Source organism: Streptomyces violascens (genome assembly GCF_014649955.1).
Lineage (GTDB): Bacteria > Actinomycetota > Actinomycetes > Streptomycetales > Streptomycetaceae > Streptomyces > Streptomyces violascens.
Genome location: NZ_BMUA01000009.1, coordinates 214298 through 239158 on the forward strand (window position 1 = coordinate 214298; position 24861 = coordinate 239158).

Genomic DNA, 24861 nt, shown 5'->3' on the forward strand with positions numbered 1-24861 from the left:
TCCACAGGAGCCCGGGTGGCCCTCACCCGCAGAGACAGCGATGCTCAGTCCCGGGCCGGCGGCAGCGCGGCCAGTTCCGCCAGGTCCCGCGGGGTCAGGGACAGGCCCGCCGCGCGCGCGTTCTCGCGCACCCACTCCTCCCGCTTGGCCCCCGGCACGGGTATCACCTGGTGCCCGAGCCGCAGCAGCCAGGCCAGCGCCACCTGCCCCGGCGTCGCCCCGTGCCGCGCGGCGACCCGGCGCAGGCCCGCCACCACGGGCTGGTTCGCCGCCATCATCTCCGCCGTGAAACGCGGGTGGCGGGCCCGGATGTCGTCGGGCTCGAATCCCTGGCCCGGGGTGAGGGTGCCCGTCAGGAACCCGTTGCCGAGCGGCATCGCGGCGAGGAGGCCGACGCCCCGCGTCGTGCACCACGGCAGCAGCGTGTCCAGCGCCTCCCGTGACCAGAACGACAGCTCCGCCTGCACGGCCGCGACCGGGAACACCTGCTGGACCCGGTCGAGCAGGTGCACCGTCTCCTCGTACCGGCCCACGTGCAGCCCGTGCACCCCGGCCACCGGCGCGGTCCGGCGCACCGCCCGCGCACCCATGGCACTGAGCCCGAGCGCCCGTACCTTCCCCGCCGTCACCAGCTCCGCCATCGCCCCCCACGTCTCCTCGACGGGGACCTCCGGGTCGGCTCGGTGCAGCAGATAGAGGTCGATGACGTCGGTCTGGAGGCGGCGCAGCGAGGCGTCGCAGGCCCGGCGCACGTACCCGGGGCGGCCGTTGGCGACCACATGCTGGTCGACGCCCACGAGCAGCCCGCACTTGGTGGCGACGAACGCCTCGTCACGCCGCTCCTTCAGGACCCGCCCGATGAGCAGCTCGTTGGTGAACGGGCCGTACATGTCGGCGGTGTCCAGGAGGTTCGAGCCGGTGTCGAGGGCCGCGTGAACCGCCCGCAGCGAGCGCTCCAGGTCCTGCTGCGAGCGGGTGTAGCCCCAGCTCATCGGCATGCAGCCGAGTCCGATCGCACCCGCCCGCAGGGCCCCCGCCCCGATTGTCCTGCGCTCCACCTGGCCGGATCCCTCCCTCGTCGCTCCCCAAACTAACCTCTGGCCCCCGGAGCCCTTCGCATAGCCTCCTGACCATGACCGCAGACGTATGGATCCCCTTCGACCCGGCGGATGTCCCGGGCCTGCCCGCCTCCCTCGACTACCGGTTCTGGGACGGCGGCCCCGACTTCCCGGCCGACCCCGCCGACTGCGCCTTCTACGTGGTCCCGTACATGAAGCCGTCCGAGACCGCGATCCGCCCGCTTGCCGCCATGACCGGCATCCGGGTCGTGCAGACGCTGACCGCCGGCATCGACCACGTACAGCCCGGCATCGGCCTGCTGCCGCCCGGTGTACGCCTGTGCAACGCGCGCGGTGTCCACGAGGCGTCCACGGCCGAGCTGACCCTGGCCCTCGTGCTCGCCTCGCTGCGCGGGATTCCCGGTTTCGTCCAGGGACAGGAGAGGCAGGAATGGCGGGCCGGGTTCTATCCCGCGCTGGCCGACAAGTCGGTTCTGATCGTGGGGTACGGGTCGATCGGGGCCGCCATCGAGGACCGGCTCGCTCCCTTTGAGTGCGCGCGGGTGGCGCGCGTCGCGCGCTCATGGCGCACAACGGGGCGCGGTGAAGTGCACGCATTGACAGATCTGCCCGCACTGCTCCCGGAAGCGGACGTCGTCATCGTCTCCACGCCGCTGACCGAGCAGACGTCGGGCCTGGTGGACGCCGAGTTCCTGGCCCGCCTCAAGGACGGTGCGCTCCTGGTGAACGTCTCGCGCGGACCCGTGGTGGACACCAAGGCGCTCCTTGCCGAATTGGAGTCGGGGCGCATCCACGCGGCACTGGATGTCACCGATCCCGAACCGTTGCCCAAGGGACACCCGCTGTGGCATGCGCCGAATGTCCTCATCAGTCCGCATGTAGGCGGTTCGAGCTCCGCGTTCCTGCCCCGCGCCAAGCGTCTGCTCGCCGCTCAGCTCGCCCGCTTCGTGGCCGAAGAACCACTCGCCAACGTCGTTCTGACGACGGATCAGTAACTCTCCGCAGCGGTTCGGGTGCACCCGGTGCCTACATGACTCCAGGCTGTCACTGAGCGTATAAGGGCTATGTCCCTGAGTGACGAGACTGGTGTATCGTCCCGACCGGGGGCCGGCGCCGTGCGTCTACGGCGCGGGGAGCGATCACTGCGAGGGGGGCGACGGGCGATGCACGGCCAATGGACGAACGATCCGACGCGGCGGAGCCGGCTGCGGCAGCCCCGCCGCGCGCATCGCGCAACGATGCACCGCGGTGGAGCGGCGAGCGCCGAGGCGGCAAACGGCACACCGCCGAACGGCACAACGACCAACGGCGCCCAGGAGCACGGCTCGTGGCGCGGCGATACCGGCTCCCGGCCCCGGCCGGCCGGTACCCCGAGGCGGCCCCGCTGGCGAGGAGTCGTCCGGTGAGCGCCCCCGGAGCGGTTCTGACCCGGCCGCCCATGGCCGGAGGCGGCGGGACCGGCATGGTCTCCCAGCTGGTGCTCGCAGTGGTCTGCGCCGGATATGCCACCGGCGCATTCCTGGGCTGGGGATCCGAGGAACTCGCCCTGATCATGGGCGACTTCGGCCTCTCCGCCGCGGCCCTGGTCGCCGCGGTCTCGTGCTTCCGCTACGCGCGGAGCGGCGCGACGGAGGGCGAGAACAGCTTTCGGCCGGCCTGGCTGCTCTTCTCCTTCTCCTCCGCCATGGCCGCCTGCGGCAACGGCGTCTGGGGCTGGTACGAGGTGGTGCTCCAGCGCGGCGTGCCCACCCCCTCGCCCGCCGACTTCTTCTTCCTCTGCTTCGCGCCGCCCGCCATCGTGGGCCTGCTCGTGCTAGCCAAGCGCCCCGTCACCAAGGCGGGTTGGGTCTGCCTCGCGCTGGACTCCTGGCTCATCGGCGGCTCCCTGCTCACCCTGTCCTGGAGCCTCGCGCTCGCGCGCACGGCCCGCGAGGGCGAAGGTGAGGGCGTCGCCCACGCCACCCTCACGCTCGCCTATCCGCTGCTCGACATCGTCCTTGTCAGCATGGTGCTCGCGCTGCACTTCCGGCGCTCGTCGGCCAACCGGTCCGCGGTGAACACCGCGATCGCGGCGCTCGCCCTGACCGTGCTGTGCGACGCCCTGTTCACCTCGCCGCTGCTGCGCGAGCACTACCGCTCCGGGCAGCTCCTGGACGCCGGCTGGTTCGCCGGCTCCCTGCTGCTCGCATACGCCCCCTGGGGCGCCCGCAGGACGTCCGGCCCGCAGCCCCGGGTGCAGACGGCCGCCCCGCGCGACGCCCGCCCGGCGGCCGGCCGCGTACGCCCGAACGCGCTGCCGGTGACGCGGCCGCTCGCCAGCTCGCTGGCCGCGCTCACGCCGTACCTCGCGGCCGCCGTGTGCACCCTGGGGATCCTCTACAACGTCATCGAAGGGCACCGGGTCGACCGGATGGTCGTCCTCACCGGCTGCACCGTCGTACTCGCCCTGGTGGTCCGCCAGGGGATCATGCTGCTCGACAACATCGCGCTCACCCACGAACTGGCCCAGAAGGAGAACCACTTCCGCTCCCTGGTGCAGGGCTCGAGCGACGTCATCATGATCGCCGCCCCCACCGGAATACTGCGGTACGTCAGCCCCGCCGCCGCGGGCGTCTACGGGCGGGACGCGGAGGAGCTGGTGGGCTCCGAGCTGGCCTCGCTCATCCATCCCGAGGACCTGGGCCGGGTGGTGCACGAGGTGCGCCGGTTTCTGGCGGCGCCGCCCGCCGAGGAGCCCACGACGCGGATCGAATGCCGCTTCAAGTCGGGGACCGGCGAGTGGCTCAACGTGGAGTCGACCGTCAACCGCCACCAGGGCGGCCTCATTCTCAACAGCCGCGACGTGACCGAACGGGTGCGTCTGCAGGCGCAGTTGGAGCACAACGCCGAGCACGACCCGCTCACCGACCTGCCCAACCGCGCCCTGTTCACCAAGCGGGTGCGCAAGGCGCTCGGCGGGCGGCGCAACTCCGACCCCGGCACCGCCGTGCTCTTCATCGACCTCGACGGCTTCAAGCAGGTCAACGACACCATCGGCCACCAGGCCGGCGACGAACTCCTCATCCAGGCCGCCCGCAGGCTCCAGGACTCGGTCCGGGCCGGCGACACCGCGGCCCGGCTCGGCGGCGACGAGTTCGCGGCCCTCATCCTGGGCGACGGCACCCGCGACCGCTCGGCCCGCGAGTACCACGTCAGGGAGATCGCCGACAGGCTGCGCCTCACCCTCTCGCAGCCCTACCAGATCGACGGCAACGATGTCCGGGTCGCCGCCTCCATCGGCGTCGCCTTCGCCGAGCCCGGCGTCGGCGCGGGAGAGCTGCTGCGCAACGCCGACCTCGCGATGTACCGGGCCAAGAAGGGCGGCAAGAACCGGGTCGAGCTGTACGCCCCGCAGATGCAGGCCGAGGTCGTCCGCAAGTCGGAGCTCGCGGCCCGGATGCGTACCGCGCTGAACGAGGGCGAATTCGCGGTCCTGCACCAGCCCGTCGTCGACCTCACCACCGGCGAGGTCTCCGCGGTCGCCGCCCAGGCCAGGTGGAGATCAGCCCAGGGCATCCTGTTCACCCCGGCCGAATTCCTACGGGTCGCCGACGAGAGCGAGCGCGCCGCCGAGCTCGGCCGCTGGCTGCTCGAAGAAGCCGTGGAGCTGGCCGCCGAGCGGATGCGGGCAGGCCACGACGCACCCGTCTCGGTACGCCTCTCGGCCCGCCGCCTGCTCGACAAGTCGATGCCGCTCGGCTCCCTCGAAGCCCTCCTGACCAGGCACGGGCTGCCCTCGGGCGCCCTGATCATCGAGCTCGCCGACAGTGACCCCAGGATCTCCTTCGACGAGCTGGAGCGGCGCCTGGTGGGCCTGCGCAGACTCGGCGTAAGGATCGCGCTCGACGGGTTCGGCAGCGGCTACGCGGCGATCAACGCGCTGCGCCGGCTCCCCATCGACCTGCTGAAACTGGACAGGGGCCTCGTCGAGGGCGTCGTCGAATCGGCCCGCCTTCACAAGATCACCGCGGGGCTGCTCCGGATCGCCTGCGATCTCGGCATGCAGTCGGTGGCCGACGGCGTGGACGTACCCGAACAGGTCTTGGCACTGCGCGCCATGGGGTGTACGCATGGGCAGGGCATGGCGTTCTCCGGACCGCTCGACGAGTACCGGCTGCGGCGTGCCCTGGTGCGCGGCGAATACCCGGTGCCCGGCGGGGCCGCGCTCCCCGTGCTCAGTGGCCGGAGCCGGCCCATGCTGAGCTCAAATAATGAGACGCCCGTCCCACCTACTTGACACCACCTGCGCGCCGGGGGGAGGGTCAATGCCATGCGCACCCGAATTCTCGTACTTGGAAAGCGCGTCGGCTGAAGCGGAGCCCCAGCAGGCTCCGCAGACCGCACCCGACGCGCTCCCCTCGCTTGCCTCACGGCACGAGGGGTTTTTTGTTGCACTGGCACCCCTCAAGCACTACCGCGATCTCGATTAAACCACCGCAAAACACCCTCAGCTTCGAGAAGAGAATGCCGATGACCGAGCAGGCCACCGGGGCCCACCATCCGCAGCCGCGGCCCCGTAACGGCGGACACCAGTCCGCGACCGTTGAGCACGTCACGGGCGCGAAGTCCCTCATCCGTTCTCTCGAGGAAGTCGGGGCGGAGGTCGTGTTCGGGATCCCCGGCGGCGCCATCCTCCCGGCCTACGACCCGATGATGGACTCCACCCGGGTCCGTCACGTCCTGGTCCGCCACGAGCAGGGCGCGGGCCACGCCGCCACCGGGTACGCCCAGGCCACCGGCAAGGTCGGCGTGTGCATGGCGACGTCGGGTCCCGGCGCCACCAACCTGGTCACCCCGATCGCCGACGCCCACATGGACTCGGTGCCGCTGGTCGCGATCACGGGCCAGGTCTCCTCCAAGGCGATCGGCACGGACGCCTTCCAGGAGGCGGACATCGTCGGCATCACGATGCCGATCACCAAGCACAACTTCCTGGTCACCAAGGCCGAGGACATCCCGCGCACGATCGCCGAGGCGTTCCACATCGCCTCGACCGGCCGCCCGGGCCCGGTCCTGGTCGACATCGCCAAGGACGCGCTGCAGGCGCAGACCACCTTCTCGTGGCCGCCCACGACCGACCTGCCGGGCTACCGGCCGGTCACCAAGCCGCACGCGAAGCAGATCCGCGAGGCCGCCAAGCTGATCGTGGCGGCCAAGCGCCCGGTCCTGTACGTCGGCGGCGGCGTCCTGAAGGCCGGCGCGACCGCCGAGCTGAAGGTCCTCGCGGAGCTCACCGGAGCGCCCGTCACCACCACCCTGATGGCGCTCGGCGCCTTCCCCGACAGCCACCCGCTGCACGTGGGAATGCCCGGCATGCACGGTGCGGTCACCGCCGTCACCGCTCTGCAGAAGTCGGACCTGCTCATCGCGCTCGGCACCCGCTTCGACGACCGCGTCACCGGCAAGCTGGACAGCTTCGCGCCGTTCGCCAAGGTCATCCACGCGGACATCGACCCGGCCGAGATCGGCAAGAACCGCGAGGTCGACGTCCCGATCGTGGGCGATGCCCGCGAGGTCATCGCCGATCTGGTCCAGGCCGTCCAGGCCGAGTACTCCGAGGGCCACAAGGGCGACTACACCGCCTGGTGGAAGGACCTCAGCCGCTGGCGCGAGACGTACCCCCTGGGTTACGACGAGCCGAACGACGGCACGCTGTCGCCCCAGCGCGTCATCCAGCGCATCGGTGAGCTGGCAGATGCGGACACCATCTACGCGGCCGGTGTCGGCCAGCACCAGATGTGGGCCGCGCACTTCGTGAACTACGAACTGCCCGCCACCTGGCTGAACTCGGGCGGCGCCGGAACCATGGGCTACGCGGTCCCCGCCGCCATGGGTGCCAAGGCCGGCCAGCCCGACCGCATGGTCTGGGCGATCGACGGCGACGGCTGCTTCCAGATGACCAATCAGGAACTGACGACCTGTGCGCTGAACAACATCCCGATCAAGGTCGCCATCATCAACAACGGCGCCCTCGGCATGGTCCGCCAGTGGCAGACGCTGTTCTACAACCAGCGCTACTCCAACACGGTCCTGCACTCCGGCCCGGAGGACGGCATCGCCGAGGAGGGCCGGCCCAGCGGCGGCACCCGCGTCCCCGACTTCGTCAAGCTGTCGGAGGCGATGGGCTGTTACGCGATCCGCTGCGAGCGCCCCGAGGACCTGGACAAGGCGATCCAGGAGGCCAACTCGATCAACGACCGCCCGGTCGTGATCGACTTCATCGTCCACGAGGACGCCCAAGTGTGGCCGATGGTCGCCGCCGGGACCTCCAACGACGAGGTCATGGCCGCCCGCGGAGTCCGCCCCGACTTCGGCGACAACGAAGACGACTGAGAGCTGTAGGAAGAGGTAAGAGGCTCATGTCCACCAAGCACACGCTCTCGGTCCTGGTCGAGAACACCCCCGGCATTCTCGCCCGGATCGCTGCCCTGTTCTCCCGCCGCGGCTTCAACATCGACTCGCTCGCGGTCGGTGTCACCGAACATCCCGACATCTCCCGCATCACCATCGTGGTCAATGTCGAGGACCTGCCCCTGGAGCAGGTGACCAAGCAGCTCAACAAGCTCGTCAACGTCCTCAAGATCGTCGAACTCGAGCCCGGCGCTGCGATCCAGCGCGAGCTCGTCCTGGTGAAGGTGCGTGCCGACAACGAGACGCGCTCCCAGATCGTCGAGATCGTCCAGCTGTTCCGCGCCAAGACCGTCGACGTCTCCCCGGAGGCCGTGACCATCGAGGCGACCGGCGGCGCGGACAAGCTGGAGGCAATGCTGAAGATGCTGGAGCAGTTCGGCATCAAGGAACTCGTCCAGTCCGGCACGATCGCCATAGGGCGCGGCGCCCGGTCCATCACGGACCGCTCGCTGCGCGCCCTGGACCGCAGCGCCTGAGGCTCCCGATACGGGCTCTGACCCGCCCGTATCGCGGACCCACCCCTTCCTTACTCACCCCCACCGATACGGTGGACGCAACACCAGCACACCAAGGAGATATCCCAGTGGCCGAGCTGTTCTACGACGACGATGCCGACCTGTCCATCATCCAGGGCCGCAAGGTCGCGGTGATCGGTTACGGCAGCCAGGGCCACGCCCACGCGCTGTCGCTCCGTGACTCGGGTGTCGACGTCCGCGTCGGTCTGCACGAGGGCTCCAAGTCCAAGGCGAAGGCCGAGGAGCAGGGCCTGCGCGTGGTGACGCCGTCCGAGGCGGCGGCCGAGGCCGACGTCATCATGATCCTGGTCCCGGACCCGATCCAGGCCCAGGTCTACGAGGAGTCCATCAAGGACAACCTGAAGGACGGCGACGCGCTGTTCTTCGGCCACGGCCTGAACATCCGCTTCGGCTTCATCAAGCCCCCGGCGAACGTGACCGTCGCGATGGTCGCCCCGAAGGGCCCGGGCCACCTGGTACGCCGTCAGTACGAGGAGGGCCGCGGCGTTCCGTGCATCGTGGCCGTCGAGCAGGACCCCCAGGGCAACGGCCTGGCGCTTGCCCTGTCGTACGCCAAGGGCATCGGCGGCACCCGTGCCGGCGTCATCAAGACGACGTTCACCGAGGAGACCGAGACCGACCTGTTCGGTGAGCAGGCCGTCCTCTGCGGTGGCACGGCCGCGCTGGTCAAGGCCGGTTTCGAGACGCTGACCGAGGCCGGTTACCAGCCGGAGATCGCGTACTTCGAGTGCCTCCACGAGCTCAAGCTGATCGTGGACCTCATGTACGAGGGCGGCCTGGAGAAGATGCGCTGGTCGATCTCGGAGACCGCCGAGTGGGGCGACTACGTCACCGGCCCCCGCATCATCACCGCCGACACCAAGGCCGAGATGAAGAAGGTCCTCGCCGAGATCCAGGACGGCACGTTCGCCAAGAACTGGATGGACGAGTACCACGGCGGTCTGAAGAAGTACAACGAGTACAAGACCCAGGACTCCGAGCACCTCCTGGAGACCACCGGCAAGGAGCTGCGCAAGCTCATGAGCTGGGTGCAGAACGACGAGGCGTAAGCCTGATGTCAGCGGGGTCGGGCACGGTATCGGTGTCCGGCCCCGCTGGCTGCCGCACGACCATGGACAACCAGTCCAACCCCCATCGGGTGATCCTGCCTTCGAGGCGGAAAACCTCCGGGGGAGCAGCACTACACTGCTCAGCAACACAAACGCGTCAGGCCCACAGCGTCGTGCGTCTTCCACGCGGTCTAGCCCCTCCACCGCCTGCGGCCGTCGGGACGGCCGTCCGCAAAGGATTCAGTGAGGACCCACGTGAGCTCGAAACCTGTCGTACTCATCGCTGAAGAGCTGTCGCCCGCCACCGTCGACGCCCTCGGGCCGGACTTCGAGATCCGGCACTGCAACGGGGCCGACCGTGCGGAACTGCTGCCCGCCATCGCCGGTGTCGACGCGATCCTGATCCGCTCGGCCACCAAGGTCGACGCCGAGGCGATCGCCGCCGCCAAGAAGCTGAAGGTCGTCGCGCGCGCCGGAGTCGGCCTCGACAACGTCGACGTGTCGGCCGCCACCAAGGCCGGCGTGATGGTCGTGAACGCACCGACCTCCAACATCGTCACCGCCGCCGAGCTCGCCTGCGGCCTCCTCGTCGCCACCGCGCGCAACATCCCGCAGGCCAACACCGCGCTCAAGAACGGCGAGTGGAAGCGGAACAAGTACACCGGCGTCGAGCTGAGCGAGAAGACCCTCGGCGTCGTCGGCCTCGGCCGCATCGGCGTCCTGGTCGCCCAGCGCATGTCGGCCTTCGGCATGAAGATCGTCGCGTACGACCCCTATGTGCAGCCCGCGCGCGCCGCCCAGATGGGCGTCAAGCTCCTCACCCTCGACGAGCTGCTCGAAGCCTCCGACTTCATCACCGTGCACCTGCCCAAGACCCCCGAGACGCTCGGCCTGATCGGCGACGAGGCGCTGCACAAGGTGCAGCCGCACGTGCGGATCGTGAACGCGGCGCGCGGCGGCATCGTGGACGAGGCCGCGCTGTACTCCGCCCTCAAGGAGGGCCGTGTCGCCGGCGCCGGTCTGGACGTGTACGCGAAGGAGCCCTGCACGGACTCCCCGCTGTTCGAGCTCGACCAGGTCGTCTGCACCCCGCACCTGGGCGCCTCCACCGACGAGGCCCAGGAGAAGGCCGGCATCGCCGTCGCCAAGTCCGTACGCCTCGCCCTGGCCGGCGAACTGGTGCCGGACGCGGTCAACGTCCAGGGCGGCGTGATCGCCGAGGACGTCAAGCCCGGCCTGCCGCTCGCCGAGCGCCTCGGCCGCATCTTCACCGCGCTCGCGGGCGAGGTCGCGGTCCGCCTCGACGTCGAGGTGTACGGCGAGCTCACCCAGCACGACGTCAAGGTGCTCGAACTCAGCGCGCTCAAGGGCGTGTTCGAGGACGTGGTGGACGAGACGGTCTCCTATGTCAACGCGCCCCTGTTCGCGCAGGAGCGCGGCGTCGAGGTCCGCCTCACCACGTCCAGCGAGTCGCCCAACCACCGCAACGTGGTGACCGTGCGCGGCACCCTGTCGGACGGCGAGGAGGTCTCGGTGTCCGGCACCCTGGCCGGCCCCAAGCATCTCCAGAAGGTCGTCGCGATCGGCGAGTTCGACGTGGACCTGGCGCTCGCGGACCACATGATCGTGCTGCGTTACGAGGACCGTCCGGGCATCGTCGGCGCCGTCGGCCGGGTGCTCGGCGAGGCGGGGCTCAACATCGCCGGCATGCAGGTCTCCCGCGCGGAGGAGGGCGGCGACGCGCTCGCCGTGCTGACCGTGGACGACACCATCCCGCAGAACGTGCTGACCGAGGTCGCCGAGGAGATCGGCGCCAAGTCGGCCCGCTCGGTGAACCTGACCGACTGAACCTCTCTCTGGTCCCGCGGCCCCGTACCCGGTCCGCAGCATCCGACCTAGACGCTTGTCTTAGACGGATGTCTGTGCGCCGGGTACGCTGCTGTCATGGGACACCGTGAGGATTTGCTCGAAGGCGCCAAGCGCTGCCTGCTGGAAAAGGGCTACGCCCGCACCACCGCCCGCGACATCGTCGCCGAGTCCGGCACCAACCTGGCCTCCATCGGCTACCACTACGGCTCCAAGGAGGCCCTGCTCAACCTGGCCTTCGTGGAGCTGACCGGGGAGTGGGGCGAGGCGGTCGCCGCGAGCCGGGAGAAGGGTGCCGCGATCGGGGACCTGCCCCCGTTGGAGCGCTTCGAGCGCGGCTGGGCGGGCGTCATCGACTCGTACGAGCAGAGCCGCCCGGTCTGGAAGCTCCAGATGGAGATCGTCTCCCGGATCGACAGCGACCCCGAGCTCCGCAAAGCCCTCGCCGGGCCGCAGCTGGAGGGGCGCAAGGGCCTCGCGGAGGGCTTCCTCGGCATCGACGAGAACGCCGAACCCGAGCGGGCGCGGCTCGCCGGAACCTTCTACCAGGCGCTGCTCGTCGGGGTGATGGTCCAGTGGATGGTCGACCCGGAGACGGCCCCCTCGGCGAAGGACCTGACCGAGGGCCTGAAGATCATGATGGGGCTCGACGGAGGCGCAGACGGGAGCTGAGGTCAAATCCCGTTTCCGGTACGGCAGTCGAGGGTCACAGCCGTTCCGCCTTCAACGCCATGTGCAGGAGCAGCCGGTCCTCGCCCTGGTCCAGGTCGAGGCCGGTGAGGTGCTCGACGCGGGAGAGCCGGTAGTAGAGCGTCTGGCGGTGGATGCCCAGAGCGGCCGCCGCGCGCCCCGCCTGGCCCGCGTGGTCGAGGAACACCTCGGCGGTGCGGGCGAGTTCGCGGTGGGCCGGGGTCAACAGGGCCCGCACCGCCGGGTCCTGGTCCCGTACGGCGGGCAGCGCGGTCAGCATGCGGTACGGGCCGATGTCCGACCACTGGGCGACCGGGCCGAGCCGGGGTTCCGCAAGTGCCGCACGCACGGCGGAGGTTGCCTCGTGGTGGGCGAGAGCGAGCTCGGCGAGACCGCGGCGGGCCACCGCCACCCCCGCCGCCGCACCGTTCCCGGCATCCCCGCGCAGCCGTTCCGCCGCGGTCCGGGCCGGCGCGAGCGCGTCCGCCGACCGCAGCCGCACGAGGGCGGCAAGGCTCAGCGCCCCGCTCGCCCCGGAAGACGGCCACGGCACCGTGCACACCGCCGCGGCCCCCGGCACCGTACGGGCCGAAGGGGCGTCCTCGCTCGGCCACGGGGCCACACACACCAGCGCGTGCAGGCCCTCCGCGTCCGGGCCGAGCGCCGCCTGCAACGCGGCCGTCGCCGTGTCGCGCTGCCAGTCGCGCTCGGCGGTGAGCGCCGCCCGGAACTCGCGCGAGAGGTCGGCGCCCGCCTGCGCCTCGTCGGCGAGCAGCACGCCGATCCTGGCCGCCACCTCCATGGCCGCGGCCAGCTTGTCCTCGGCCGGTCCCGGCTCGGCGTCGAGCAGCCAGACGTATCCGAGGGCGACGCCCCGGTGGCGTACCGGAAGGCAGACGCGGCTGCGGAAGACCCCGGCGTCGGGGGCCGCCGGGATGCGGACGGGGCCGGTGGCGCGGGTGATGCCGAAGCCCTCGAACCAGGCGCGGACGGCGGGCGTCGACTTCCTGGTCAGGATCGAACGGGTGCGGACGGGGTCCATCGCGAGGTCGTCCTCGGAGTCGTGCGCACCGAAGGCGATCAGCCCGAAATCCCGGTTCTCCAGCGTCGCGGGGGCGCCGAGCAGCGCCGAGATTTCATCGACCAGATCCTGGTAGTCGCCCTTCACAAGAGCCATTCTCGCTCATCCCGGGAGGCGCTTCAGACATGTGTATGAGATCGGGGACACGGATGCGTGACAGCTGTCGATGGCAGAGGATCGGGGAGATCCTTAGGTTTCACGGTGGTTCTCCGTGCCGTCCCCGGTTCGCCCCAAAGACGTCCATCGTCCCCAAGGTCCTGGTCACGGCCCTCGTCTAGTTCTTTCCGTGGAGGTGCCCCGTGCTGGGTCCCGTGATCCTCGCCGCGTCGCGCAGCGACAAGATGCGCAAGCTTGTTTCGGCCGCCCCGGTGACCAAGCCCGTGGTGAACCGTTTCATCCCCGGCGAGACCGTCGACCAGGTCGTCCCGATCGTCGAGGAGGCGGTCGGCAAGGGCCTGGAGCTCACCCTCGACGTGGTCGGCGAGGACATCACCACCCCCGAGCAGGCCGCTCACGCCCGCGACGCCTACCTCGAACTCATCGAGCGGCTGGGGGACCTCGGCCACGGCACCAAGGCCGAGATGTCGGTGAAGCTGTCGATGTTCGGCCAGGCGCTGGAGGGCGGCCACGAGCTGGCCCTCGCCAACGTCCGCCCGGTCGTCGAGGCCGCCGCCGCGATCGGCACCACGGTCACCCTGGACGCCGAGGACCACACCACCCTCGACTCGATGTTCGCCATCCACGAGGAGTTGCGGAAGGACTTCCCGCAGACCGGCTGCGTCATCCAGGCCTACCTCTTCCGCACCGAGGCCGACGCCCGCCGCCTCGCCGCGAACGGCAGCCGTGTGCGTATCGTGAAGGGCGCCTACAAGGAGCCCGCCGAGGTCGCCTACCAGGACAAGAGCGAGATCGACAAGGCGTACGTCCGCATCCTGAAGATCCTGATGGAGGGCGAGGGCTACCCGATGATCGGGTCCCACGACCCGCGCCTGATAGCCATCGGCCAGGAGCTCGCCCGGCGCGCAGGGCGCAAGCTGGACGAGTACGAGTTCCAGATGCTGTACGGGATCCGCAGCGAGGAGCACCTGCGGCTCGCCGCCGAGGGCCACCGGATGCGCGTCTACACGGCGTACGGCACCGACTGGTACGGCTACTTCATGCGGCGCCTCGCGGAGAAGCCGGCCAACCTGCTGTTCTTCGTCCGCTCGATGATCACCAAGAACTAGATTTCGGACAGGCCCCGAGCCTCCGTTCAACCGAACACCCCTCACAAAGGAGTCAAGGAATCATGGACGCTGTGACCCAGGTCCCCGCCCCGGTCAACGAGCCGGTGCACGGCTACGCCCCTGGTTCCCCGGAGCGCGCCCGTCTGGAAGCCAAGCTCAAGGAACTGGCGGAGAACCCCGTCGACCTGCCGATGACCATCAACGGTGAGAAGCGGATGGGCGGCGGCGAGCGCTTCGACGTCGTGCAGCCGCACAACCACCGCGCCGTCATCGGCACCTACGCCAACGCCACCGAGCAGGACGCCCAGGACGCGGTCGACGCCGCGCTCGCCGCAGCTCCGGCCTGGCGCGCGATGTCGTTCGACGACCGCGCCGCGATCATCCTGCGCGCCGCCGAGCTGCTCGCCGGCCCCTGGCGCGAGACGCTGGCCGCCTCCACGATGCTCGGCCAGTCGAAGACCGCCCAGCAGGCCGAGATCGACACCCCGTGCGAGCTCGTCGACTTCTGGCGCTTCAACGTCCACTACGCCCGCAACCTGCTCGCCGAGCAGCCCCCGGCGAACTCCCCGGGCGTGTGGAACCGCATGGACCACCGCCCGCTGGAGGGCTTCGTCTACGCGATCACGCCGTTCAACTTCACGGCCATCGCGGGCAACCTGCCGACCGCCCCGGCCCTGATGGGCAACGTCGTCGTGTGGAAGCCGTCGCCGACGCAGACCCACGCCGCCGTGCTGCTCATGGAGCTCCTGGAGGAGGCGGGCCTGCCCAAGGGCGTCATCAACCTCGTCACCGGTGACGGCCTGGCCGTCTCCGAGGTCGCCCTGAACCACCGCGACCTGGCGGGCATCCACTTCACGGGTTCGACCAAGACCTTCCAGCACCTGTGGAAGACCGTCGGCACGAACATCGAGAAGTACCGCACCTACCCGCGCCTGGTCGGCGAGACGGGCGGCAAGGACTTCGTCGTCGCGCACCCCAGCGCCGACCGCGCCGTCCTGAAGACCGCGCTGACCCGCGGCTCCTTCGAGTTCCAGGGCCAGAAGTGCTCCGCGTCCTCGCGTGCGTACATCCCGGCCTCGATCTGGAACGACGGCTTCAAGGAGGAGTTCGCGGCCGAGGTCGACGGCATCTCCATGGGTGACGTCACCGACCTGTCGAACTTCATCGGCGCCGTCATCGACGAGCGCTCGTTCGCCAAGAACAAGGCCGCGATCGACCGCGCGAAGGCCGATGCCTCCTGCACGATCGTCGCGGGCGGCACCTACGACGACTCGGTGGGCTACTTCGTCCGCCCGACCGTCATCGAGTGCACCGACCCGGCGAACGAGGTCTTCACGACCGAGTACTTCGGCCCGATCCTGGCGATCCACGTCTACGACGACGCCAAGTACGACGAGATGCTGGAGCAGATGGAGTCGGCCTCCGACTACGCCCTGACCGGCGCCGTCATCTCCAACGACCGCGCCGCGGCCGCCCACACGATGGAGAAGCTCCGCTACGCGGCGGGCAACTTCTACATCAACGACAAGTCGACCGGCGCCGTCGTCGGCCAGCAGCCCTTCGGCGGCGGCCGCGCCTCCGGCACCAACGACAAGGCGGGCGCCCCGCAGAACCTGATGCGCTGGACGCTGACCCGCGCCATCAAGGAGACGCTGGTCCCGCCGACCGACTACACGTACCCCCACATGGGCTGACGTCGTAGTCGCACCGAACCCCGCCCCCGTCCTTGGTCCCCCAACCGAGGACGGGGGCGGTTTCCATTCCGCCGGTGTTCTACGGGTGGGTGCGCGCGGTCAGCGGGCCAGGAGGCGCGCGGCGGGGCAGAGGTTCCCTGTGAATTGCCAGGAGTTGAGCCCGGCCCTCAGACCTCCACCAGCACTTGGTCGAGCGACTTGCGGACCAGATCGGGTACTTCGCAGTCGTCGGCGGGATAGCCGACCGGGATGACGGCGAACGCCTTCTCGTTCGCGGGCCGTTCCAGGACCTCGGACAGGAAACGCATCGGGCTCGGCGTGTGGACGAGGGCGGCGAGTCCGGACAGGTGGAGGGCGGAGAGCAGCATGCCCACCGCGATGCCGACCGACTCGTCGACGTAGTAGTGCTTGTGCTTGGTGCCGTCCTCGGCCAGCCAGTAGCGCTGCTGGAAGACGACGAGCAGGGCCGGGGCGTCGGTGAGGTGGGTCTTCACCGCGTCCGTGCCGATCGGCCGCAGCGCCGCGAGCCACTCCTCGCCGAGCCGCCCGTCGTAGGAGATCCGCTCCTCCTCCTCGGCGGCCTCGCGGATCCTGCGCCGTACGTCCGCGTCCTTGACCAGGACGAACGTCCACGGCTGCTGGTGCGCGCCGGAGGGTGCGGTCGCGGCGCAGGCGACCGCGTCGCGGACGGCCTGCTCGGGAATGGGGTCGGGCGAGAACCGGCGCACGGTGCGGCGCTCGTCCATGCGCTCACGCAATTCGGCGGCCCGCGCGAGGGTCTCGGTGCTGGCCATCCGGTCCGGCCGGTAGGGGACGGGGCGGTACGGCTCGCCGTGGATCGGGGTCCAGTGGTGCTCGGTAGGTGTGGGCATGGGGGGAGTCTGGCGGCGGGGCGTGGTCTGGTCCAAGTGGCGTGGGACGTAAGTGACTTGAATCGTTCAGGGGTGGCCGCCGCCTCGGCCCGCAGGGCCGCGTCGGGGAGCCTGACCGCCACCGGCGCAGTGCGGTGTTGGGGAAGTCATTACTATGCAGCTCTCTCTCCGCACGCATGTGCGGATGAGTTGTTCCTTTGGGGGGAACCTTCCATGCGCACCAAGCTTCGCGCTGCCCTGGTGACGGCTGCCGCCGCCCTGGGGCTTGTCGCGACCTCTGTCGTTCCGGCCCAGGCTGCGACCGGCTTCGACCGCTGCCCTCAGGGCAAGTTCTGCGTCTTCGACGGCGCCGACGGCCAGGGCGCGATGGCGTCGTACTCGACTCCGCAGCCCGACCTCGGCGCCTGGCGCTACAAGGCGTCCTCGGTCATCAACCGCACCGCCTACACATGGCTCTGCCTGTACAGCCGGACCAACTACCAGTACCTCGACTCCGTGCACGACATCGTGGCGGGCGGGGCTGGAAGCTACGGCATCAATCTGTCCGACTTCCAGGACGCCAACAGCCACCTGGACAACAACCTCGGCTCCGCCCGCTGGGCGCACACCTCGCGGGAGTGCCAGGGCGGCACCGAGAGCCTCGACTGGTCGACCCCGCACGGGCCCGGCTCGGGCCCGGCCCAGCCGTTCGGCGACCTCAACCGCGACGGCGCGCCGGACCTGCTCCACCGCAGCTACGAGGGCCGGTTGTGGTTCCTGGGCGGCGGCTCCACCGGGACCCTGCTCGGCGCCGGCTGGAACTCCATGACGGCGCTGACCCGGCACGGCGACCTCAACGGCGACCTCGACGAGGACCTGCTGGTCAGGGACACCGCCGGGAACCTCTACATGTACCCCGGCAACGGCAAGGGCTCGTTCGGCGACCGTCTGCTGCTCGGCGGCGGCTGGAACGGCATGAGCCGGATCCAGGCCACGGGCGACCTCAACGGCGACGGCAAGGGTGACCTGCTGGCCCGGGACACCGCCGGGAACCTCTACATGTACCCCGGCAACGGCAAGGGCTCGTTCGGCGACCGTCTGCTGCTCGGCGGCGGCTGGAACGCCATGAAGTCCTTCGCCGGGCCCGGCGACCTGAACGGCGACGGCAGGAACGACCTCGTCGTCAGCGAGAACAACGGCAAGCTGTGGCTCTACCCGGGCAACGGCAGGGGCGGATTCGGCGACCGTGTCATGATCGGCACGGGTGGCTGGGCCGCCTACGACACCCTGATCGGCATCGGCGACTACGACCAGGACGGCCACCCCGACCTGCTCGCCGTCGGCACCGTCGTCCGCGTCTACCGCGGCCTCCAGGGCGGCCGGCTCGGCGAGGGCGAGACCGTCAACTACGTGGAGGACGGCGACAGGCTGTTCTGAGCCGACGGGGCGGCCCGCCGGCGGCTGTTCGAGCAGGGCCGGGGACCGGAATCGGCGCATCCGCGACCGGGCCGGTCCCCGGCCGGTTGCCGCCGGACGCGACGGCACCCCCGGAAGCATGGGCGCTCACGCCCACGACCCCACAATCACCCCAAGCCCCACCGCGAACCCCACACCCAGCGCCCCCACATACACCCCGTACCAGCGCCGCCACCGCCGTAGCAGCAACGCCGCTCCGCCGAAGGCGACGCCCACCGTCAGGGTGCGGGAGCCGCGGGACAGGGCGGCCGCGGCCAGCCACGGGCCCGTGGGGACGTCGGCCCGGCCCGCCTCCGCCGCGTACACCTTGAACGGGATGCCGTTCCACGGCTGGTGGCGGACCGCCGGGGCGCCCTCCGTCGAGAGCTCGTGGCGGACCTCCGCGCGCATCCGGTCCGTCGTCAGCGGGGCGGGCAAGTGCACGCCGGACAAAGCCAGTTGGAGGGCCAGTACGCTGCCTGCCAGGCTGCCCGCCAGCGCCGTGAGGGACAGGACCACCGCCCTGCGCGGGGCCGCCGCACACAGCACGGCCAGGAGCAGTTCCGGCATCAGCGGCCAGCTCAGGGCCTCCGCGAACGCCCAGGCGAAGGCAAGCGCCACCCCCAGCCGCGAGGCTGCAAGTCCGGCCACCCTGCGGCGCAGCGGCGAGTCGCGCAGGGCCTCCGCGTTGGTGCGGGCGTGCAGCGCCGCCACCGCCTCCCGCGCCTCCTGCGGCGTGGCCGACGGCGGCAGCGGCGTACCGATGCGCACCCGGATCAGCGCGTGCCGGAACCGGCCGTGCTTGGGGAGCAGCCGGTCTGTGCCCGCGATGCCGACCGGCACCACCGGCACTCCCGCGTGCTCCGCGAGGACCAGCGCGCCCCGGTGGAACGAGCCGACCTCGCCGTCCCGGCCCCGGGTGCCCTCCGGGAACAGGACCACCGCGCGGCCCGCCCGCAGCCCGTCCGCCATGGCGAGCAGGTCGTCCATGCCGCCGCCGGAGCGCCGCACCGGGAAGCCGCCCGCGAGCCGACTGCAGATCCGGCGCCGCCACGGCGAGGCGAACCAGTAGTCGGCGGCCGCCCCGATCGCGGGGGTGTGCCGTGCGTCCAGAGCGGCGAGCAGCGCCGCGGTGTCGGCGTGCGAGGAGTGGTTGGCGACCACCACGCAGCCGCCGCGCGGCAGATGCCCCCGGCGTTCCACTCCGCCGGACAGCGTCAGCGCGCACCACCACAGAGCGCGCCTCAGCAGCGCGGCCACACGCGGCCGGGTCCCGGTCGCCGGTATCAGGGTCGTCGTCATCGGGTCACCACCGTCGCGAGCAGCAGAGCGAGCAGAAGGGAGTCGATGCGGTCGAGCAGGCCGCCGAACCCGGGCAGCCAGCTCCCCGCGTCCTTCACCCCGGCCTCCCGCTTCACCATGGATTCGAGCAGATCGCCCAGGACGCAGCCGAGGGCGACTCCGGTCCAGAGGAGCGGTGTCCAGGCCCCAACTGCCGTCAACGCCACGGCAGTTGCTGTCACCGCGCCCAGCACTCCCGCCCATGTCTTGTTCGGGGAGAGCGGTGAGAGCGGGCGGGACAGCGCCCCCCGGCGGCCCAGGAACGTACCGCCGCACCACGCGCCCACGTCGCCGAGCGCCACCGCCAGACCCACCGCGACCGCCGTGTCCCCGAGCGTCACCAGGCCGGTCAGCGGGACCGCGATCCACAGCAGTCCGAAGACCGTGCGGGCGGCGGCGGTGAAGCCGGCTTCCGCGTTGCCGCCGAGCAGGGAGGGGAGGGCCGCCGCCAGGAGCAGGAGGCCCGCCGTGCGCAGGTCCGGGAGGGACGGGGACATCCACGCAAGGGCCGGGAGTGCCACCGCCGCCGCGCCCAGCACCGCGTGCTCCGCCCGGCCCAGGCCCGCCATCCGTACGTACTCCGTCACCGCGACCACGCCCAGCGCCGCCGCAAGCGCGAACGCCCCGCCGCCGCCCAGGAACAGCGTCCCGAGATAGACCGGCGCCGCCAGCGCCCAGGTCCGCCACCGCTCGCGCAGCTCGGCCCGCATCCGCATCCGGGCCGGAAGCGCCGCCACCGCGAGCCCGCTCACGCCGAGCACCCCGGCGGTCACCAGGGCCGTACGACCGTAGGTGCTCATGTCGTCAACTCCGGCTCCACAGTGGCCGGTTGAGGCCGCGTCCGGTACGTGTTCATGCCGCCAGCTCCCGCCACAGCCGGCCGCATCGGACCGCTGCCGTCAGTACGGAGCCGATCGCGATCACCATCAGCACCGGGGACACCCATCCCGAAGCCGCCGCCACGGCCACCAGCAGGCAGCGCTCGGTCTTGCCCACCGGGCCGCCGTTGCGGCGCGGGGCACCGGCCGCCGCGCCCGCCAGCGAGATCCACGACGGCAGCGTCGCGGCGAGCGCGGCGGTGGCCACCAGCCACAGCGGGGCCAGCGGCAGGAAGCCCGCGAGCGCGATCAGGTCGGCCGCGCGGTCGCCCAGTTCGTTCAGGAGCGCGCCGCGCCTCGTCGTACGGCCCGTGTCGCGGGCCAGCGCCCCGTCCAGGTTCGCGAAGGCGAGCCGCGCCGCGAGCAGGACCGCGACCGGCAGGGCGGCGAGCGGGGCGGGCAGCAGGGCGAGCGCCGTGGCCGCCCCGGCGGCGGACACCACGCCCGCCGCGGTCAGCGTGTCGGGCGACACCCCGCGGCGGGCGAGCGCCCCGCGGATGCCCGAGAGGCGGTCCGCGTACCAGGGCTTGAGTGCGTAGAGGCCGTTCATGACCTCCACTCTGCTGCCGCGTGACCGGGGCCACATGAGCGCACGTACTCATAAGTAGCCTGAGTTCGTGGGCGGGTGGGGCCTGGGAGAATGGTGCGCATGGATGTGATGCGACGCACGGTGCACACCTGTGAGTTGAGCCCCGCCGAACTGGCCGGGACCCGCGCCCTCCTCGACGCCGCCTTCGACGGGGACTTCAACGACGAGGACTGGGACCACGGGCTCGGCGGCCTGCACGCCCTCGTCCACCACGACGGCGAACTCGCCGCCCACGGAAGCGTCGTCATGCGGCGGGTGCTGCATGCGGGGCGCTCGTATCGGATCGGCTACGTGGAAGCCGTCGCCGTCCGCGCCGATCTGCGGAGGCGGGGGCTCGGCGGTCTTGTCATGGCCGACCTGGAGCAGGTGATCCAGCGCGCGTACGCCTTCGGGGCGCTGTCGGCGAGCGATGCGGGCGCCCCGCTGTACCGGGCGCGGGGCTGGCAGGCGTGGCAGGGGCCGATCGAGGTGCTCGCGCCGGAGGGGGTGGTGCGGCTTCCGGACGAGGAGGGCAGCACGTATGTGTGGGGTCAAGTCCCCTGTGCTGCCCACCCGTTGACCTTCGACTGGCGGGACGGGGACGTGCTCTAGCGCTTCGAGGGGGGATGGGTGCGGGTCGGTGGTGTCCGGTCGCGCAGCTCACCGAGCCCGCACCGCGAACGTCACCCGCTGACCGAAGGCGCCCCCGTCTCGATGTGCCCCGTGTACCGGCGCGACCACGTCGCGTCCGAGTCGGCCGTGATCGTGAAGTCGTACCAGCCGTTCTGGTACGCCACCGCGTTGAAGAAGTCCTCCGTCGAGCCGCCCGCCGGGACGTTGTACGTCCATGTGCCGGTCCGGTACTGGTTCGAGGTGATCGTGAACTTCACCGCCGCGGCAGAGGAGTTGGTCATCTTGAACCACACCGCCATCTTGCCCGTGCCGGTCTCCACCGCGTAGCGCGACGCCACCTCGATGGACTTGCCCGCCTTCGTCGCGTCGCCGACGAACCGGCGCTGGAAGCGGTTCGGGCCGACCATGGTGAAGTCGTACTTGCCCGCGCCCGCGCCCGTACCGATCTGGAAGAAGTCGGTGGCCGTGCCACCCGGGTCGACCGTGTACTGCCACGGCGTGGTGTCGCGGTAGGCGCCCGGGTGCAGGGAGAAGTGCGCGGCGCTGGTGGCGGGGGAGCCCTGGTTGGCCATGGAGAACCAGGCCACGATCTGCCCGGCGGCCTTGAACTCGAACCGGTCGAGGTTGCCGTTCGGCTGGTACGGCAGCGCGCGGGCCGGGCGGGTGCCGGACTCCTGCGTGGGGAGCGCGTTGTTCTGCGGCGCGGGGTTGGGCAGCGGGGCGCACGTGCTGATGCCGATCACCTTGGTGGCCGGGAGCCCGGACGGCATGCCGTACACCGGCGCGGAGAAGTCGAAGACGCCCGTCAGGTCACCGGTGACCTTGCGGCGCCAGGCGCTGATGTTCGGACAGGCGGCCGGGGTGCCGAGGGCGGCTGTCCACTTCTCCATGAAGCGCAGCACCGACGTGTGGTCGAAGACCTCGGAGGAGACCCAACCCCCGCGGGTCCAGGGGGACATGACGAGCATGGGTACCCGGAAGCCGAGGCCGTACGGGACACCGTTGAGGAATTCGCCCGCGGTGCCGGCGGGCGGCGACGGCGGGGGCACGTGGTCGAAGAAGCCGTCGTTCTCGTCGTAGTTGAGGAACAGGACGGTCGAGTCGAAGACGTCGGGGGCCGCGGCGAGCGCGCGGTAGACCAGGTCGACGAAGTGCGCTCCGTCGCCGGGCGGGGCGTACGGGTGCTCGGAGAAGGCCTGGTTGGCGACCACCCAGGACACCTGGGGGAGCGTCCCGGCGAGCGCGTCCGCCTTGATCGCGGCGGCGATGTCGTCGGGGGTGGAGCCGGTGGCCGCCGGCACCGAGCCCATGCCGCGGTCGTGCAGCGGGTCGCCGGCGGGCGCGGAGGTGAACTTGGAGAAGTACGCGAGCCCGTTGTCGCCGTAGTTGTCGTTGGCGTTCTGGTACACCTTCCAGCTGACCCCGGCGCGCTGGAGGGCCTCGGCGTACGTCTCCCAGGTCAGGCCCGACTCGTCGCCGCCGTCGTAGCTGGAGCCGTCGACCTTGCCGCTCCACAGGAAGGTGCGGTTCGGCCCGGTGGCGCTGAGCGTCGCGCTGAAGTACGCGTCACAGATCGTGTAGTTGTCGGCCAGCGCGTAGTGGAACGGGATGTCGTCCCGGTCGAGGTAGCCGAGCGAACGCACGTTGCCGACGCCCGAGACCCAGCTGTCCATCCGGCCCTTGTTCCACGCGGCGTGCTGCGAGGTCCAGCTGTGCGGCAGGTCGCCGTTGCACTGGGCGAGGGTCTCGCCGTCGGCGCCGCCCGAGGCCGGGGTCGAGCTGAGCTTCCACGGGTACTGGCGGCCGAGGCCGCTCGGCTGGTTGAAGACGGGCTGCCCGCCCGAGAGCAGGATGCCGCTCCTGTCGCCGAAGCCCCGGACGCCCTTGAGGCGGCCGAAGTAGTGGTCGAAGCTGCGGTTCTCCTGCATCAGGATCACCACGTGCTTCACGTCCTGGATGGTGCCGGTCGCCGAGGCGGCCGCCGTGCTCGTGACCGCCGTACCGACGGCCTCGGCCACCCCCGAGGGCAGCACGGCACCGGCCGCCACGCCCGCGCCGAGTGCCACGAATCCTCTACGACTGATCGGTGTCATCCGCCCGCCTCTTCGGTCGCATGTGCCCCAGCGGCACATCGAGCGCAAGAGTGGCGTCAGCCAATGGTCTGAAGCTAGACCTCTACAGGGAGGGATTTATGAACACTCGGTCAACGGCGGGGTTTCTTAAGGTCCGGTGAGGCATCGCAGGGCCGATGGCGGAGGTGCCTTTCCCCCCCGTCGGCCGGGGCGGGCCGCACCCCCACCGGCCCCACCGTCAACGGCTCTCGACGCCCCTGGCGATGTCCCGCTTCACCCCGAACCACCCGAGCAGCACGCCCACGGGGGCCGCGACCAGCATGCCGAAGTAGACGGCGGGCCGGTTGAGGTCGAACAGGCCGAAGCCGTTGCCGAGCACCAGCAGCGTCATCGAGACGCCGAACACCGCCATCAGCCCCCAGAACTTGGCGCTGAAGAACACATGCCGCGCCGGCGGCGCCGGGGTCGCGGTCAGTTCGGCGGCCGGGCCCGCGGTGGCGGCGGCCGGGCGCTTGAAGTACGTCATGTGCAGCCAGCGGCCGCACGGCTCCCAGCCGTCCGGTTCGAGCTCGGCGAGCAGCGCCTCGCGGCCCTTCGCGCCCTGCGCGGTCTCGCGGCGGTACTCCCAGCGCATCGCGGCGTCCGGCCGGCGGCACACGAAGCGGCCGACGAAGTCGATCCCCTCGACCTCCCAGCCCTCGGCCCCGTACTGGTTGAGGAGCAGCCGGTCGGTGTAGATGTCGGCGGTCCACTTCCAGGTCTCGGCCCCGGCCTCGGGCGGCTCGGCGGTACGCCCCTGGGTGAGCCGGTCCGCGAAGACGTCCGGTGCGCCGAACTCCTCGCGGGCGTCGGCCGATCCGGACTCCGCGAGGTAGCCGGTCAGGTCGGCGACGGTCGCCGACACCTCCTGCTCCGGCATGCCGCGTGCCGCGAGCAGCCGGCCGAGCTCGGCGAAGTATTCGGTGTTCACGCTGGTCCCCCTGGAGCGGTGCTGGTGAGCATGGTGGTGACGGCCGAGTGGAACTCCCGCCAGGAAGCGCCCTGTTCGGCGAGCGCCCGGCGGCCTTCGTCGGTCAGCCGGTAGTAGCGACGGCCCGGCCCGCGCTCGGCGGCCCGGAACTCGCCGACGGCGAGGCCGGCTTCCTCCAGGCGGTTGAGCACGGGATAGAGCGTCCCGCCCTTGATCTCGCCGAGCCCGGCGGCGGTGAGCGCCTTGGAGATCTCGTACCCGTAGCTCTCACCCCCGGTGAGACAGGACAGGACGAGGAGGTCGAGGACTCCCTTGAGCCAGCTGGATCTGCGGTCTGCGGCCATGCGTGTATTCCACCACCACCTAGGTAGGAATGCAATCTAGATCGCGATGTCGTGTGCAGGGGGGTGCCGTGCTTGGGG

Annotated in this window: 20 protein-coding genes; 11 read left to right on the top strand and 9 right to left on the bottom strand. The window is 70.9% G+C overall.

Features of this window, described 5'->3' with window-relative positions; translation table 11 throughout:
• Positions 1–44 precede the first annotated feature (44 nt).
• Complete coding sequence (locus IE206_RS20380) at positions 45–1058, bottom strand: aldo/keto reductase (protein WP_189963964.1); 1014 nt, start codon at positions 1056–1058, stop codon at positions 45–47.
• Between the two features lie 74 nt (positions 1059–1132).
• Here IE206_RS20380 and IE206_RS20385 point away from each other — a divergent pair, with 74 nt between their 5' ends.
• From IE206_RS20385 to IE206_RS20415, 7 genes are all read left to right on the top strand, one after another.
• Positions 1133–2074, top strand: coding sequence for a 2-hydroxyacid dehydrogenase (locus IE206_RS20385; RefSeq protein ID WP_189963966.1), 942 nt, complete (start codon positions 1133–1135; stop codon positions 2072–2074).
• Between the two features lie 407 nt (positions 2075–2481).
• Positions 2482–5355, top strand: coding sequence for a putative bifunctional diguanylate cyclase/phosphodiesterase (locus tag IE206_RS20390; protein WP_189963968.1), 2874 nt, complete (start codon positions 2482–2484; stop codon positions 5353–5355).
• 227 nt (positions 5356–5582) lie between these two features.
• On the top strand, positions 5583–7451 hold the full coding sequence (locus IE206_RS20395; RefSeq protein WP_189963971.1) for an acetolactate synthase large subunit: 1869 nt from the start codon (positions 5583–5585) through the stop codon (positions 7449–7451).
• A 26-nt stretch (positions 7452–7477) separates the two neighbouring features.
• A complete protein-coding gene (gene ilvN, locus IE206_RS20400; RefSeq protein WP_053726090.1) occupies positions 7478–8005 on the top strand; it encodes an acetolactate synthase small subunit in 528 nt (175 codons plus the stop codon).
• Positions 8006–8112: 107 nt separating this feature from the next.
• Positions 8113–9114, top strand: coding sequence for a ketol-acid reductoisomerase (ilvC, locus tag IE206_RS20405; protein ID WP_100577585.1), 1002 nt, complete (start codon positions 8113–8115; stop codon positions 9112–9114).
• A 255-nt stretch (positions 9115–9369) separates the two neighbouring features.
• On the top strand, positions 9370–10962 hold the full coding sequence (serA, locus tag IE206_RS20410) for a phosphoglycerate dehydrogenase (RefSeq protein ID WP_189963973.1): 1593 nt from the start codon (positions 9370–9372) through the stop codon (positions 10960–10962).
• Between the two features lie 96 nt (positions 10963–11058).
• Complete coding sequence (locus IE206_RS20415) at positions 11059–11652, top strand: TetR/AcrR family transcriptional regulator (RefSeq protein WP_189963975.1); 594 nt, start codon at positions 11059–11061, stop codon at positions 11650–11652.
• Between the two features lie 34 nt (positions 11653–11686).
• Here IE206_RS20415 and IE206_RS20420 read toward each other — a convergent pair whose 3' ends face one another.
• Complete coding sequence (locus tag IE206_RS20420; RefSeq protein ID WP_189963977.1) at positions 11687–12847, bottom strand: PucR family transcriptional regulator; 1161 nt, start codon at positions 12845–12847, stop codon at positions 11687–11689.
• Between the two features lie 203 nt (positions 12848–13050).
• Here IE206_RS20420 and IE206_RS20425 point away from each other — a divergent pair, with 203 nt between their 5' ends.
• Together IE206_RS20425 and pruA are read left to right on the top strand one after the other, a co-directional pair.
• Entirely contained in the window at positions 13051–13977 is a 927-nt protein-coding gene (locus IE206_RS20425; RefSeq protein WP_189963979.1) for a proline dehydrogenase family protein, read from the top strand.
• 62 nt (positions 13978–14039) lie between these two features.
• A complete protein-coding gene (gene pruA, locus IE206_RS20430; protein ID WP_189963980.1) occupies positions 14040–15671 on the top strand; it encodes an L-glutamate gamma-semialdehyde dehydrogenase in 1632 nt (543 codons plus the stop codon).
• Positions 15672–15838: 167 nt separating this feature from the next.
• Here pruA and IE206_RS20435 read toward each other — a convergent pair whose 3' ends face one another.
• Positions 15839–16543: a nitroreductase family protein gene (locus IE206_RS20435; RefSeq protein ID WP_189963983.1), complete on the bottom strand. Its 705-nt coding sequence runs from the start codon at positions 16541–16543 to the stop codon at positions 15839–15841.
• Between the two features lie 213 nt (positions 16544–16756).
• Between IE206_RS20435 and IE206_RS20440 the strand changes: the two genes are divergently transcribed.
• The gene (locus tag IE206_RS20440; RefSeq protein ID WP_189963985.1) at positions 16757–17959 is read left to right on the top strand and encodes an FG-GAP-like repeat-containing protein; all 1203 of its coding nucleotides are present in this window, start codon (positions 16757–16759) and stop codon (positions 17957–17959) included.
• 126 nt (positions 17960–18085) lie between these two features.
• Here IE206_RS20440 and IE206_RS20445 read toward each other — a convergent pair whose 3' ends face one another.
• Genes IE206_RS20445 through IE206_RS20450 form a run of 3 tightly spaced genes read right to left on the bottom strand, consistent with a single transcriptional unit; the run spans position 18086 to position 20746 of the window.
• Positions 18086–19279, bottom strand: a complete 1194-nt coding sequence (locus IE206_RS20445; RefSeq protein ID WP_226599824.1) for a lysophospholipid acyltransferase family protein — start codon at positions 19277–19279, stop codon at positions 18086–18088.
• Positions 19276–20118, bottom strand: a complete 843-nt coding sequence (locus tag IE206_RS42500; RefSeq protein WP_226599822.1) for a phosphatidate cytidylyltransferase — start codon at positions 20116–20118, stop codon at positions 19276–19278. Before IE206_RS42500 ends, IE206_RS20445 begins: the two co-directional genes overlap by 4 nt.
• A 52-nt stretch (positions 20119–20170) precedes the next feature.
• Entirely contained in the window at positions 20171–20746 is a 576-nt protein-coding gene (locus tag IE206_RS20450; protein ID WP_189963989.1) for a CDP-alcohol phosphatidyltransferase family protein, read from the bottom strand.
• 99 nt (positions 20747–20845) lie between these two features.
• Here IE206_RS20450 and IE206_RS20455 point away from each other — a divergent pair, with 99 nt between their 5' ends.
• Positions 20846–21376: a GNAT family N-acetyltransferase gene (locus tag IE206_RS20455; protein ID WP_189963991.1), complete on the top strand. Its 531-nt coding sequence runs from the start codon at positions 20846–20848 to the stop codon at positions 21374–21376.
• 71 nt (positions 21377–21447) lie between these two features.
• Here the strand turns inward: IE206_RS20455 and IE206_RS20460 are convergent, their stop codons facing one another.
• From IE206_RS20460 to IE206_RS20470, 3 genes are all read right to left on the bottom strand, one after another.
• A complete protein-coding gene (locus IE206_RS20460) occupies positions 21448–23490 on the bottom strand; it encodes a phosphocholine-specific phospholipase C (RefSeq protein WP_189963993.1) in 2043 nt (680 codons plus the stop codon).
• Positions 23491–23707: 217 nt separating this feature from the next.
• On the bottom strand, positions 23708–24439 hold the full coding sequence (locus IE206_RS20465; protein WP_189963995.1) for a hypothetical protein: 732 nt from the start codon (positions 24437–24439) through the stop codon (positions 23708–23710).
• Entirely contained in the window at positions 24436–24783 is a 348-nt protein-coding gene (locus IE206_RS20470) for a PadR family transcriptional regulator (RefSeq protein WP_189963997.1), read from the bottom strand. The genes IE206_RS20465 and IE206_RS20470 overlap by 4 nt, the downstream gene beginning before the upstream one ends.
• Between the last annotated feature and the right edge of the window lie 78 nt (positions 24784–24861).

Coding starts and splice junctions, on each gene's coding strand:
- IE206_RS20385 (WP_189963966.1), top strand. CDS start 1,133: ATGACCGCAGACGTATGGATCCCCTTCGACCCGGCGGATGTCCCGGGC.
- IE206_RS20445 (WP_226599824.1), bottom strand. CDS start 19,279: ATGACGACGACCCTGATACCGGCGACCGGGACCCGGCCGCGTGTGGCC.
- IE206_RS20450 (WP_189963989.1), bottom strand. CDS start 20,746: ATGAACGGCCTCTACGCACTCAAGCCCTGGTACGCGGACCGCCTCTCG.
- IE206_RS42500 (WP_226599822.1), bottom strand. CDS start 20,118: ATGAGCACCTACGGTCGTACGGCCCTGGTGACCGCCGGGGTGCTCGGC.
- IE206_RS20435 (WP_189963983.1), bottom strand. CDS start 16,543: ATGCCCACACCTACCGAGCACCACTGGACCCCGATCCACGGCGAGCCG.
- pruA (WP_189963980.1), top strand. CDS start 14,040: ATGGACGCTGTGACCCAGGTCCCCGCCCCGGTCAACGAGCCGGTGCAC.
- IE206_RS20395 (WP_189963971.1), top strand. CDS start 5,583: ATGCCGATGACCGAGCAGGCCACCGGGGCCCACCATCCGCAGCCGCGG.
- IE206_RS20460 (WP_189963993.1), bottom strand. CDS start 23,490: ATGACACCGATCAGTCGTAGAGGATTCGTGGCACTCGGCGCGGGCGTG.
- IE206_RS20455 (WP_189963991.1), top strand. CDS start 20,846: ATGGATGTGATGCGACGCACGGTGCACACCTGTGAGTTGAGCCCCGCC.
- IE206_RS20440 (WP_189963985.1), top strand. CDS start 16,757: ATGCGCACCAAGCTTCGCGCTGCCCTGGTGACGGCTGCCGCCGCCCTG.
- IE206_RS20470 (WP_189963997.1), bottom strand. CDS start 24,783: ATGGCCGCAGACCGCAGATCCAGCTGGCTCAAGGGAGTCCTCGACCTC.
- IE206_RS20420 (WP_189963977.1), bottom strand. CDS start 12,847: ATGGCTCTTGTGAAGGGCGACTACCAGGATCTGGTCGATGAAATCTCG.
- ilvN (WP_053726090.1), top strand. CDS start 7,478: ATGTCCACCAAGCACACGCTCTCGGTCCTGGTCGAGAACACCCCCGGC.
- IE206_RS20415 (WP_189963975.1), top strand. CDS start 11,059: ATGGGACACCGTGAGGATTTGCTCGAAGGCGCCAAGCGCTGCCTGCTG.